Below are 12744 nucleotides of genomic sequence, written 5' to 3' on the forward strand. Positions count from 1 at the left end.
TGATGCCCAGTTCGAAACAGGACAGCAGGTTCATGAACCGCGCGGGTCCAACCATGTATTCACGGAATCGCGCGAGCGTGGCTTCTGCGGTCATGTTCTGATCCCTCCGAGTCATGCGGTTCGTGAAAGAGGTGTACGGGGTGGATTCGCTATCCCTGCGTGGAGCCGGTCCCACGCCGGCCGGTCACACGGTCTTCGTCGCGCTCAAAATGCCCTGCAAGGGGAGGGCGTCCGGGGGCAGTTCGGAAGGATGCTGGGCGATCGCCTTCGTGACGGTGAAACCGCATTCTTCCAACCAGCTCCGGAACGTCGACAGCTTCTGCGGCCCGCCCTGCCCTGTAGCGCAGCCGAGGAAGAAGCTCGGGTAGTAGTCGACGGTGCCGGATTCCTTGATGTCCTCGGAATAGATCGGCACCAGGATGTGGACCTGGCCGCCGACCTCCAGCGAGTCCCGGACGCCGTTGAGGATCTTGAACACCTCGCTCTTGTCGAACATGTTGAGGAAGTGTTTGATCAGCACGACGTCGAAGCCCTTGGGAACCTCCACGAAGACGTCACCGCCGATGAACGAGCATTGCTCGTCCACCCCGTGCTCCCGGAAGTTCCTCAGGCACGCCTCTTCCCGGCCGGGCAGGTCGAACGTCGTCACCCGTAGCCCGGGCGACGGCTTCATCTTGAGGGTGTGGATCGCGCCGAGGCCGGTGTTGCCCGCCAGGTCGAGAACCCGCGAACCCGCCGGGATGTCGACGTTGTCGAAGAACCAGGGGTCGATGCGGGCGGTGACCGAGTCCATCAGCCTCGACCAGGATTCCCGCAGGTCCGCGTGCACGGTCATGGCCTCGTACAGGTCCCCGTCGAACCCGTAGAGCTCGCGAAGGCCGACGGGCTTGCCGGTCCGCACGCTCTCGGTGAGGTAGAACAGCTGCCGGAGCGTGGTGACCTTGATCTTGTCCATGAAGTCGAGCGGCCGCTTGAGGTCGATGTCGTCCAGCTCAGCGAGCGCGTCGAGGGAGTACGCCCCGGACGCCTCGTCGTAGGCGACGAAACCCTCCTTGACCGGCAGGAACAGCAGCTGCTCCACGGCCGCGGGCTTGGCCCCGGCAACGGCGCCGAGCTCGACCGCGGTCATGCCGGGGCCAGCCCGGAGCGCGTCGATGATGCCCAGTTCGAAACAGGACAGCAGGTTCATGAACCGCGCGGGTCCAACCATGTATTCACGGAATCGCGCGAGCGTGGCTTCTGCGGTCATGCACTAATCCCTTCGAGTTGGTTACGCTCCAGCGGCACATAACGCGAACCCGCTGCCACCCCGATGAGGAGCACTGTGGGGCACCGCGCCGCGTCGCCACGATCCGGCGGGGACCCGGGCGGTCGCGGCTACCCACTCTCCAGCATCGGCCACGGGACTTGGCTGGGACTGTTCGGCGAGTTGGCGTCGACTTGGCGGCCGCCACGATGGTGCGGCGGCCGGGCGCACATCGCCGCAGGTCTACCGCTGTAGACGTATCGACAACGGTGATGTCCGACCATTCGCGGCCGACCGCCTCACCAGTACCAGAATGAGTCGGTCACGCGGAATGCCACCACAGAACACCAATTATCAGGTTTCTTGACAACCGCCTGTGGCGAATATACGATCGGTCGGAGTTTATAGTTCACAATTCAAGAGTTCGCGATTCGAGATCAGCCACCGGGTGGCGGCCACTTGGCCATGGCTGTTCATATCACGCGACGCGCGGTGACGAGTAGTTGTCCGCGCCGCCTCCAGGAAAGCCGACTTGGTGCTGGTCCACCGGCACCCGCGACTCGATTGTCGCGCGTGATCTGGTGACCTCACCAGTGCCAAGGCGGCAGGAGAACGTGTCCATGGCTTGGCCATTCGCGTTGTCCGGAGAGGAGAATCGACATCCGGATTCACCTTCTTGGGCCGCTGCGGATTTTCTGCGCTGACGGCGAGATGTCGCCGGTCGCGCGGAAACCGCGGCAGATTCTCGCTCTGCTCCTGCTCAACTACTCGCGGGTCGTGCCCACGGCCGCGTTGATAGATGAGCTGTGGGACGGGTCCGCACCGAAAACGGCGCGCGCGGCCGTGCAGATCTACGTCTTCGAACTGCGCAAGAGACTCGCCGAGGCCACCGGCCTCAGCATGGACGCCGTCGGCAACGAGATCTTGCGCAGGGCGCGCAACGGCTACGAGTTCGTCGCCGAACCGACCTGGTTCGACCTACGGTCCTTCCGTCAACGGGAGCAGACGGGGGTGGCCGCCGTGGCCGAGGGCGACCTGATCAAGGCCGCTCGGGACTTCCACACGGCGCTGTTGATGTGGAGTGGTCCGGCGTTGGCGGGCGTCGAACCGGGGCCGAGCATCCGGGCCGAGGTGGCCGGGCTCGAGCAGTCGAGGGCCACGATGCTGAACCACCGCATCGGACTGGAGCTGAGGTTCGGCAGACACCGGGAGATCCTGGGCGAGCTGATAAACCTGGTGTCGCACGACAGGTTCAACGAGGACCTGCACGCGCAGTTCATCATCGCGCTGTACCGCTGCGGCTACCGCGCCTGCGCGCTGGAGGCGTTCCGCCGGCTGCGCGAGGACATGGTCGCCAGGTTCGGCTTGGAACCGTCCCCCAAGTTACAGAGGTACTACCACGCGATCCTCACCTCCGACCCGGGGCTGGACGAGATGCCGGTATGGCCGCTGCCCAGCGAACTCCCGGCGCTGCAGCCGTAGCGCAAGCCCGCCGCTACACGGCTTTGGCATTGCCGTAGCCGCCTGCGGCGTCGACGGCCGCGGTGTCGGCGACCCGCATGACGTGCCACAGCCGGGAGATCCGGTTGGACGGCGCTATGCCGAGTTCGTCCTGTATGTTCCGCCGCAGCCGGTCGAACACCTCGAGGGCCTGGGTCCGGTATCCCGAACGGTACAGGGCGATCATGAACTGGGCGTGTAGCTCTTCGTGATGCGGATGCCGGACGACGAGCCTGGCCAGCTCGCTCAGCATCTCGCGGTGCCTGCCCATGTCCAACTGCGTACCGAAGAACAGGACCAGTGTGTCCAATCTGGACTGGTCGAGCTCGGCAACGGCGGCCCGGAGCAGCCTGCCGTGGTCGACGTCCAGCAACGCCGGGCCCCGCCACAACCCCAGTGCCTCACTCAGCAGCCGGCTGGCGCCGAGGACGTCCCCGGTGTTCAGCAGTGTCCGCCCCAAGGACCGCAGCCGGTGGAACTCGGGCAGGTCGAAGGACGCCTTGCCGAGGTCCAACCGGTAGCCGCCGACGTGAGTTTGCAGCAGGTCTTGTGCGACCAGGTCGCGCGGAACACCGAGCTTTCGAGCGAACTCCGTACGTAGGTAGAAGATATGGGTCTGCAGCGTGGTCGCGGCGCTCCGCGGCGGCGAGTTGTCCCACAATTCGGTGATCAGCGAACTAGTCGACACCCGGTGCGGTTCGTTGAGCAGCAACAAGGCAAGCAACTGCCGAGGCTTCCCGGTAATGTGCACCAGGTCTTCGCCGTCTCGCTGGATGGACAGCGAACCCAACACCTGAAATTCCATAAACCCACCCAGATGCACCGCGTCGAGAATACCCGCCGGACGGCGGCCGCGCCAGCGCTGTCGCTCTCCTGGAGAACGTGCGACGACGGGCTTCACGGCGATTACGGCAAATAGCGCAATGCCCGCGCCGCCGGGTTTACCGCGCGAAGACCAAAGTGGTGGGCGACGGCGTCGAATGGAACGAGACGTCGTCGAAACCCGCCTCCGTGAGCCAGGCCCGGTAGTCGGCCTGCCGCCAAGTCCCGCCCTTCTTGCTCTTGAGCAGCATTTCCGAGGCGAACAGGAGCGGGAAGAACGGGCCGCCGCGGTCGTCGTCGACGACGTAGTCGCAGACGACCAGCGTGCCCCCGGGCTTGAGGGCTGCCCTGACCTTCGCGAAAATCGCGATGTTGTCCTCCGGCCCTTCCTGGTGCGCGACGTGCGAGTACACCGCGATGTCGTAGGCGGCGGTGCCGAACTCCACAGTGTGGAGGTCCCCGTCGACGCAGGTGAACCGGTCGGCCACCCGCCGCTCCTTCAGCAGCCTGTGAGCGATCGCGTTGATCGGCCCCCAGTCGAGCTGGGTCGAGCGGGCGGCGGGGTTGAGCTCGAGCCAGATGGCCGAGAAGATGCCCGAGCCGCCGCCGAGGTCGAGGATCGAGACCTCCCCGGCCTCCGCCAGCCCCAGCAGGTCGGCGGCGACCGTCGCCACCGGGACCGACTGCGCGGCGATGGCGGGGACCACGTCCTCCCAATGCGGGTTGTCGGCCACCTCGGTCATGGCGTCCACCGGTCCCCCTGTGCGAAACACCTCGAGCAGGCTTCCCATCTTGTCCATCTGCCCCAGCTTGAGCTTGGCGTAGCCGCTCAAGCTGGCGGGCCTGCCGTCGACAAGGAACGCGGCCGCTTCTGCGGTGTTGCGGTAGCTCGCGCCGTGCAGCTCGACCAGGCCCAAGCCGACGAGCCCGTCGAGCAGGGTCTGCGCACCCCGCTTCGAGATCCCAGCTTTGGCGGCCAGCTGGTCCGCAGTGTCCACACCCGCGTCGAGGTGGGTGAAAAGCGAGTACTTCGCCGCCGAACCGAGGATGCCGGTGGCCCAGTAGCCGTTGGCGATCTCCATGATCCGGTCCGGCCTCGGTTGGTCGTTACTCACGCTGCCTCCTGAGTCCTGCGTGTAGGTGGCACGCGACCGCGCGCCGATGTTCCGGCGGCCGGCCCTCAGTGGGACGCCGATACGGCCTCGGGAATCCGCTCCATGCTCGCCGGCGCGTCCAGGGACCAACTACCCACCGCCATTTCCGCGGTGATGCCCGGTCCGAAACCGGCGATCACACCGGTGGCACCGGGTGTCATCGTGTCTTCCTCGAACAGCCTGCGCAGCGCGTCGAGCACCACAGCGCTGGCGATGTTGCCGTACTCGGTCAGCGTCGCCCAGCTGTGGCGGAACATGCTGTTGTCGACACCGAGGTACTTGCTCAGGTCGGCCAGGATCCGCGGGCCGCCCGCGTGGATGACGTAGAAGTCGAGGTTGCCGACGTCCCAGCCGTGGTCGAGGGCGAGTTCGCGCAGCACCGGGGCGAGCGGCTCCATCGTCCCGGGCACCCGGCGATCCAGTTGGAAGTGGAAGCCGGTGGAGCGCACGGCGTAGGAGATCCAGTTCTCGGTGTCCGGGATGATGTAGGAGGCGTTGCGCTCCAGCGCCACACCGTAGCCGCCGCTCCCCCGCACCACGGCGGCCGCGACCCCGTCTCCGAACAGCCCGTCGGACAGCAGGGACCCGACACCGTCGTCCTCGGGCTGGTAGCACAGCGAGCACAGCTCGCAGGAGACGATCAGGACGTTGTTGTCCGGATAGGCCATGCAGAAGTCGTGGGCGCGGTTGATCGCCGCGCCGCCCGCCGCGCAACCCAGCTGCGCGATGGGAATCTGCCGGGTGTTGTACCGGAATCCCATGTTGTTGATCAACCATGCGGTCTGCGACGGCATCGTGAACCCGGTGCACGACACGAAGATGATCGCGTCGATGTCCTGCGCCGTCAGCGAGGCGTTCGCCAGGGCCTCCTCGATGACCACGGGGCACCTCTTCTGCGACTCCAACTCGAAGATGCGGTTGCGCTCCTCGAAGCCGGGGTGGCGCAGCGTATCCTCGATGGGCTGCACCAAATGCCGCTTCTGCACGCCCGTGTTCCTGATCAATCGGAGCGCCAACGGAAGCTGCGGCTTTCCGGCGTGTGCCTTCTCGGCGAATTTCAACGTGTCGTCCAGCGTGATGACATATTCCGGCACACGCACCGACGGCTTGCATAACGTTGGCATGTCTGGAGTCTCCTCCTGTAGAAGTCCACCCTCTGTGCGGAAAGCGCCCTTCCTGTACCCCCGGTAAAGCTGTCAGGTCACAACGCGCGGCATACGCCGCGCCGCGGATCGCCATCGGCTCGGAGATACACGTTCACTACCGTCGCCCATCTCGCTTGCCGTGGGCTTGGCGTGGACTTGGCACCCCTTCCGGCGGCGGAGGAGGAAGACACTTGGGACGCGCTTGCCCCAACGGCGCGGTCGCACCGTCTGACGAGGGTTCCGGTGTCGCACAGGGTGCAGGCGCCCGCGGCGGACTTCTATCCACTGTGGAGGGCGATGATCTCCTCCACCGTCCGGCGCAGCATGGCGATCCGGTCTTGACCGAGGTGCAGCACCCACTGCTGTTCGATGTCCCTGAGGATTCGCGCGGCGGCCGCCTGGCCCGCCACGCCCCGCTCGGTCAGCCGGATGATCTTCGCCCGGCGGTCCTTCGGGTCGGTCGCCCGCTCGACGTAGCCGAGCCGCTCGAGTTCGTCGACCAGCTCGGCGATGGCCTGTTTCGTGAGCCCGGCGCGGTCGGCGAGCACGGTCAGCCGCGCCCCCTCCTCGTCGATGAACCGGAAGACGGAGCCGTGCCGGTACCGGATTCCCTCCAACCCCTCCTCGCCGAGCCGCTGGTGGAGCAACTCGATCGTGATGTCCTTGGCCCGTGTGAGCAGAGCGGGAAGCGGCGCCTGGCCCGCGTCCTCCTCGCCGCGCTCCCCGGATTGCGTCGTCATCCCGAGCGACCTCTCTAATGCAGCCCACTTCGTCAGGCTGCTTGACAATACAATACTCCTAATAGGACAGTAGCTTTACTGAACTTGACAACCATGATGCGACCGAGCGAGCCATCGTGTGTTGTCGTATGGCCGATCCAGTGGCGAATCCCCGAATACCGGTAGAGGTGGGAATTTGATGAGCCGTTTCGACCACGAGGGAAACAAGGTCACCGGCGTCGACGCCGCGGCGATCGACGCTTTGGCCAAGCAGGTGAAGGGTCCGGTGCTCACCCCTGACAACGAGCAGTACGACGCCGAACGCGCCGGGCACCAGACCACCCGCTGGCACCGGCCCGACGTGGTAGTGGGCGCGATCGGGCCCGCCGACGTGCAGGCGGCGGTGGCGTTCGCGCACAGCCACGGACTCCCGGTGGCGGTGCAAGGCACAGGGCACGCGCTCTCCGCCGTCGCCGCCGAGGGCGGAGTGCTGATCAACACCTCACGGATGGCGGATGTCCGGGTGAATACCGAGGCGGGCACCGTGTGGGTGGGCGCCGGGACGAAGTGGGACCAAGTGATCCACGAGGCGGCAGCGGCCGGGCTGGCCCCGCTGTCGGGCTCGGCCCCGGGCGTCGGCGTGGTCTCCTACACCCTCGGCGGCGGCTTGGGCCCGCTGTCGCGGCGGTACGGGTACGCCGCCGACCATGTGCGCAGCATCGACGTCGTCACGGCGGACAGCACGCTGCGGCACGTCACCGAGACCTCCGACCCGGACCTGTTCTGGGCGCTGCGCGGCGGCCGGGACAACTTCGGCGTGGTGACCGGCATCGAGGTCGACCTCATGCCGATCACGACGATCTACGGCGGCGGACTGTTCTTCGACGCCGGGTCGGCCGCCGAGGTCCTCGACACCTACGCGCAATGGACGACCACCGTGCCCGACGAGATGACCTCGTCGGTCGCGCTGATCTCCTTCCCCGAGGTCCCGGCGCTCCCGGAGCCGTTGCGCGGCCGCTACGTCGTCCACATCCGTATCGCCTACGCCGCAGACACCCTCGGGGCGGGCGAGGGCCTGGTGGCGCCGCTGCGGGCGCTCAACCCGTTCATCGACACCGTCGCCGAGATACCCTTCGCCCAGGCCGGATCCATCCACAACGACCCGCCCTTCCCGGGGACCTTCGAGTCCGGCACCGCCCTGCTGGGCGAGTTCGACTCCGCCGCGGTGCGCGCCCTGCTCGAGCACGTCGGCCCCCAAGCACCGGTGCCGCACGTCGTCGAACTGCGCCACCTCGGCGGGCAGCTCGCCCGTCCCCCCGCCGTCCCGAACGCCGTCGGCCATCGCAACGCGCGTTACGTGATCAACGTGGTCTCCCGGCTGGAGCGCGCCGAGATCACCGCCGTCCGGCCCGCGCACGAGCGCGTGTTCGCGGCGATCATGCCGTGGACCACCGGCGGCCGGGCGCTGAACTTCATGATCGGCGAGAATGACGCCAAGGACGTGGCCTCCGCGTACGACCCCAAGGACTACCAGCGCCTGACCGAGGTCAAGGCCGTCTACGACCCCCAGAACATCTTCCGGCTCAACCACAACATCCCGCCCGCCGTCGCCGGGTGACCCCGGCAGGCAAGAGCGCGGGGTATCACTCTGGATGCTCTGTCTCTACTCCTTTCGGTGGTGACGGAAAGTCAGGCCGAGAGGATGCGGTGGTAGCAGCGCGAAGCCGGCCCGGCCGGCTCAGCCGGCCGCACGCGCGGCGTCCTCGATGAGGCGGGTGGTGGTCCCCGGGTGGCTGATCATGGCGACGTGGGAGGCGGCGACCTCGACGACGTGGGCCTTGGCACGCTCGTAGAAGAAGCGTTCCAGGGCGGGCGGGATGGCCTTGTCCTGGGTGGCGACCAGCCCCCAGGAAGGGATCGAGTGCCAGGCGGCGGCCTTGGTCACGTCGGTGAAGGAGGAGGCGCTGAAGGGCCGCTGGGTGGCCTGCATGAGCCGGGTGGTGGAGGCGGGCAGGTCGGCGGCGAACGCGGCCCGGAACTTGTCGGCCCGCAGGTAAAGGTCGGTGCCGGTGGTGCCGTCCGGGTTGGCGTAGGGGACCTCCTGCACGGCGGCGGGGATCTGGGTGCCTGGGTATTTGTTGATCAGGACGCCGAGCTGTTCGCCTTCGTCGGGAACGAACGCGGCGATGTAGACCAGCGCCTTGACGTTGGGGTTGTCGGCGGCGGCGTTGGTGATCACGGCGCCGCCGTAGGAGTGGCCGACCAGCACGATCGGGCCGTCGATCGACTTCAGGACGCTGGCGATGTACGGCGCGTCGGTGGGCAGCCCGCGCAGCGGGTTGGCGGGGGCGATCGTCTGGTAGCCGTCGTGCTGGAGCCGGCTGATCACGCCGTTCCAGTTGGAGCCGTCGGCGAAGCCGCCGTGCACCAAGACGATCGTGGGCTTGGCCGTGGGAGAAGCGCCCTCGTGCGCGGCGGTCGCGGACGCGGACGGCACGGTGAGCAGCGCGGCGGCCAGGCCGCCGGCAGCGACGGCGAGCACCATACGGCGCGGCAATGCGGAACGAGCGTTCATGTCTGTCTCCAGTGGGAGTTGGTTGGGGGAACCGGGTGGGCCCGGCCGACTCGGTGAACCCAGGAGCGGCGCTCGGCCTGTACGGCACGGCCCCTGGTCAGCCAGGGTCGTCGTCAGGCGGCGGCCTGGCGGATGAGGGCGGCCACCGCCGCGGGCTGCGACAGGTAGACCGAGTGGCTGCCCGGCGTCTCCGCGACGGTCGCCCCGGCGCGCTGCGCCATGGCGCGCTGGGCCGGCGGCGGGATCATCCGGTCGTCGGTCGCCACCAGGTACCAGGAAGGCTTGGCGCGCCACGCGGGTTCGGCGACCGCGCCGCCGAGGGCGTCCACGCCCCACGGGACCTGCGAGTCGGCCATGAACGCCGCCTGGTCGGCGGGCAGATCTCCCGCGAACGACGCGGCGAACTTGTCCCGGTCGAGGAAGAGGAACCCGTTCACCGGGGGCAGGATCGGCGGGACGGGCGCGCCGGGCGGCGGGTCGGCGATGAGCGTGTTGACCGACTCGCCCTTGTCCGGGGCGAAGGCTGCGATGTACACGAGTGCCGCGACGTCCGGGTGGCCGCCCGCCTCGGTGATCACGACGCCGCCGTAGGAGTGGCCGACCAGGACGCACGGGCCGTGCAGGCCGTCGACGACCTGGTGAGTGGCGGCGACGTCCCCGGCCAGGGACAGGGTCGGGTTCTGCACGACCGACACGCGGAAGCCGTCGGCGACGAGCAGGTCGTAGACGGCCTGCCAGCCGGAGCCGTCGACGAAGCCGCCGTGGACGAGCACGATGTTGCGGATCATGGCGTTCCTCTGCGAGGGGAGAAGGGGTGGAACACGTCCCACGGTAGGAACCGGGCGGCTCCCCTCGCGTACGTCAAATGATGTAGTCGCCCTCCCTCGCGGCCATGAGACGGCTCAGCTCACCGCGCGTGGTGATGCCGAGCTTGGGGAAGATGCGCGACAGGTGCGTGCTGACCGTGCGGGGCGAGACGAACAGCCGCTGGCCGATGTCGCGGTTGGTCAGGCCGTCCGCGACGAGCTGCGCGATCTGGAGCTCCTGGGCGGTGAGCCGGTCGCGGGTGTCGTGCTTGCGGCGGATCCGCTCGCCGCTCGCGCGCAGCTCGCGCAGCGCGCGCTCCGACCAGGGCACCGCGCCGAGCGCGTCGAACGCCTCAGCCGCCGCGCGTAGCGGCGCCCTGGCCTCGGCGGCACGGCGCTGGCGGCGCAGCCACGCGCCCCACGCGTGCCGCAGCCGCGCCCGTTCGAACGGCCAGCCGACCAGGTCCTCGCGCAGCGCCTGCGTGAACAGCTCCTCGGCGGTCTCGTCGGGCGCGGTGACGGCCCTGACGTAGGCGAGCGCCACGTGCCCGACCGGCGACCCGCTCTCCTCGATCACCGGGGCCAGCTCGTCTGCGACCGCGCGCAGCTCCTCCTGCCGTCCGCTGAGCAACGCCGCCTCCGCCAGGTGCGGCAGCGCCCACAGCCGCATGTACTGGCTGTAGCTGACTTCGCTGGGGTCGAAGATCGGGCGCAGCGCGTCCCAGGCCGCGCCGAAGGTCCCGTCGGCCAGCTCGGCGGCTCCGCGCGCGAGCTGCACCAGGGCCAGCATCGGGTGCGCGCCCGCCGACAGGAACGCCCGTTCGGCCTGCGCGGCGAGGTCGCGCGTGACGTCCGTCGCGCCGCGCAGCGCGTGGATCTCGGCGGATACTGCGTCCGCGGTGAGCACCCACTGCGGCTGCCTGGTCTCCACGGCCAGCGCCCTGGCCTCGGCGGCGGCGACGACCCCGAGCCGGGTGTCGGCGAGTCGCGCCGCCGACGTCGTCTGCCCGACGAGCGCCTGCGCGAGCGCCCCGAACGGCCCCCGCGCCCGCATCCCCGCGATCGCCTCCGCGTACAGCCGCGCGCCCAGCGGGAACGCCCCGACCGCGTTCGCCGCGTTGCCCAGCAGTTGCAGGTTGTGCGGGCTGACCCAGCTCGCCGTGCTCAGCGCGTCGAGCCGGGCCAGCGACTGCCTGCCGCGCTCCACCGGGGCGATCACCGCGAGCGACGCGACGATCTGCGGGTCGTCCGGAGGCACGGCCAGCCGTTCGATCGCGGCGAGCAGGGGCGCGCGGACCTCCCGCGTGGGGTTGGAAAAGAACCAGCGCGTGCTGACGCTGGCCAGCCAGCGCAGCGCGAACGCCGAGCCGTCACGTGCGCGCATCTCGTCGAGGAACCCGGGGAGGTCGGACAGCCGGTCCACGCCGGTCCACACGAAATGCAGGGTGATGTCGCGGAAGTAGGTGAGCCTGGACCGGTCGACCGGGGCGAGGTCGGCGTCCTCCGCGCGGCCGACGAGGCGTTCCAGGGCGGCGCGGTCGCCGAGGTCGAAGGCCATCGCGGCGGCGTCGATCAGCCGCGCGCCCCGGCGGGCCGGGTCGGCGCTGAGGTAGGCGGCGCGCTCCATCGCCTCCAGCGCAAGCCCCGACGCGCCCCTGCCGTGGGCGCGCATCGCGGCGGCGGCGAGCCCGGCTGCGACGTCGTCGTCGTGGGACGTCGCGGCGGCCGCCCGGTGCCAGATCCTGCGGTCGTCGTCATCGGGCAGGGCGGCGGCGAGCGCGGCGTGTGCGTCGCGTAACAGGTCGGCCCCGGCCGCCTGGACGATCGCCGACCTGATCAGGGGGTGCCGGAACCTGACGCGCACGGCGTCGGCCACGACCAGCCCCGCCCGGGTCGCGGGGGCCAGCGCGGCCGCCTCGATCGGCGCGCCCGCCAGCAGGGACGCGACCCGTGTGTTCTCCTCGATCGCGTCGTGCTCGTTGACGGCGGCGATGAGAGCCAGGGTCCTGGTGTCGGCGGGCAGCGCGGCGAGCGCCTGGGCGAACGCGCGTTCCAGCCGCTCCGTCAGAGGCAGCCTGCTCGACGCGAGCATCTCCTGGTCCTGCCGGGACGCCAGCGCGGCGAACTCCATCAGCGCGAGCGGGTTGCCCGCCGCCTCCGCCAGCACGCGGGCGCGCAGCGCGGTGCCCAGGTCGGGCGCGACCCTCGCCAGCAGCTCCGCCGCCGCCTGGTGGGTCAGCGGCGGCACGGTCAGCGCGGGCAGCCCCGACGCGGCGAGCCTGGCCTGGGAGTCGGCGTCGTCGCGCAGGGTCGCCAGCAGCACGACGGCGTCCGAGCGCAGCCGGCGGCCGACGAACGCGAGCGCCTCCCAGCTCGGCCCGTCCAACCAGTGCGCGTCCTCGACGGCGAGCACCACGGGCGTGTCGCCCGCCAGCGCGGACAGCCGGTGCAGCACGGACATCGCGGTGCGCAGCGGCCCGCCGTCGAGGTCACCGGGCTCGAGCCCGGTCCCCGCGAGCAGCCTGCGCAGACCCTCGTACGGGACCTGGGCTTCGGCGGGCACGCCGGTCACGGTCAGCACGCGCGCGCCCCTGGCCTCGGCCTCGGCCGTGGCGGCCCCGAGCAGCGCCGACTTGCCGACGCCCGCCGCGCCGCTCAACACGAGCGCCCCGCCGCCTTCCTTCGCGCCGTCCAACAGTGCCAGCAGGTCGCGCAGTTCGGCGTCTCGTCCCACGAGGGCGTGCAGTGTCACGAGGACGATGCTCACACCGCACGCC

10 protein-coding genes are annotated in these 12744 nt (G+C 69.4%); 2 read left to right on the forward strand and 8 right to left on the reverse strand.

What is annotated here, in order from left to right; all coding sequences use genetic code 11:
• Positions 1–184 precede the first annotated feature (184 nt).
• A complete protein-coding gene (locus ABH927_RS02875; protein ID WP_370017855.1) occupies positions 185–1249 on the reverse strand; it encodes a methyltransferase in 1065 nt (354 codons plus the stop codon).
• 708 nt (positions 1250–1957) lie between these two features.
• Between ABH927_RS02875 and ABH927_RS02880 the strand changes: the two genes are divergently transcribed.
• Positions 1958–2728, forward strand: a complete 771-nt coding sequence (locus ABH927_RS02880; RefSeq protein ID WP_370017856.1) for a BTAD domain-containing putative transcriptional regulator — start codon at positions 1958–1960, stop codon at positions 2726–2728.
• Positions 2729–2741: 13 nt separating this feature from the next.
• Here ABH927_RS02880 and ABH927_RS02885 read toward each other — a convergent pair whose 3' ends face one another.
• From ABH927_RS02885 to ABH927_RS02900, 4 genes are all read right to left on the reverse strand, one after another.
• Positions 2742–3647: a BTAD domain-containing putative transcriptional regulator gene (locus ABH927_RS02885; protein ID WP_370017857.1), complete on the reverse strand. Its 906-nt coding sequence runs from the start codon at positions 3645–3647 to the stop codon at positions 2742–2744.
• 40 nt (positions 3648–3687) lie between these two features.
• On the reverse strand, positions 3688–4683 hold the full coding sequence (locus tag ABH927_RS02890) for a class I SAM-dependent methyltransferase (protein ID WP_370017858.1): 996 nt from the start codon (positions 4681–4683) through the stop codon (positions 3688–3690).
• 65 nt (positions 4684–4748) lie between these two features.
• Positions 4749–5846 carry a type III polyketide synthase gene (locus ABH927_RS02895; RefSeq protein ID WP_370017859.1) on the reverse strand — a complete coding sequence of 366 codons (1098 nt, stop codon included), beginning with the start codon at positions 5844–5846 and terminating at the stop codon, positions 4749–4751.
• A 299-nt stretch (positions 5847–6145) separates the two neighbouring features.
• Positions 6146–6607: a MarR family winged helix-turn-helix transcriptional regulator gene (locus ABH927_RS02900; RefSeq protein WP_370017860.1), complete on the reverse strand. Its 462-nt coding sequence runs from the start codon at positions 6605–6607 to the stop codon at positions 6146–6148.
• A 178-nt stretch (positions 6608–6785) separates the two neighbouring features.
• Between ABH927_RS02900 and ABH927_RS02905 the strand changes: the two genes are divergently transcribed.
• Positions 6786–8204 (forward strand): FAD-binding oxidoreductase, encoded by a 1419-nt coding sequence (locus tag ABH927_RS02905; RefSeq protein WP_370017861.1) that lies wholly within the window; start codon positions 6786–6788, stop codon positions 8202–8204.
• A gap of 120 nt (positions 8205–8324) precedes the next feature.
• On the opposite strand, the gene ABH927_RS02910 is transcribed toward ABH927_RS02905, so the two are convergent.
• From ABH927_RS02910 to ABH927_RS02920, 3 genes are all read right to left on the reverse strand, one after another.
• On the reverse strand, positions 8325–9161 hold the full coding sequence (locus ABH927_RS02910) for an alpha/beta fold hydrolase (RefSeq protein WP_370017862.1): 837 nt from the start codon (positions 9159–9161) through the stop codon (positions 8325–8327).
• 113 nt (positions 9162–9274) lie between these two features.
• Positions 9275–9949 (reverse strand): alpha/beta fold hydrolase, encoded by a 675-nt coding sequence (locus tag ABH927_RS02915; RefSeq protein ID WP_370017863.1) that lies wholly within the window; start codon positions 9947–9949, stop codon positions 9275–9277.
• A 73-nt stretch (positions 9950–10022) separates the two neighbouring features.
• On the reverse strand, positions 10023–12719 hold the full coding sequence (locus tag ABH927_RS02920) for an AAA family ATPase (protein WP_370017864.1): 2697 nt from the start codon (positions 12717–12719) through the stop codon (positions 10023–10025).
• Positions 12720–12744: the final 25 nt, after the last annotated feature.

The sequence above is a fragment of the Planotetraspora sp. GP83 genome, assembly GCF_041262585.1.
In the GTDB taxonomy this organism is placed as follows: Bacteria; Actinomycetota; Actinomycetes; order Streptosporangiales; family Streptosporangiaceae; genus JAOEGB01.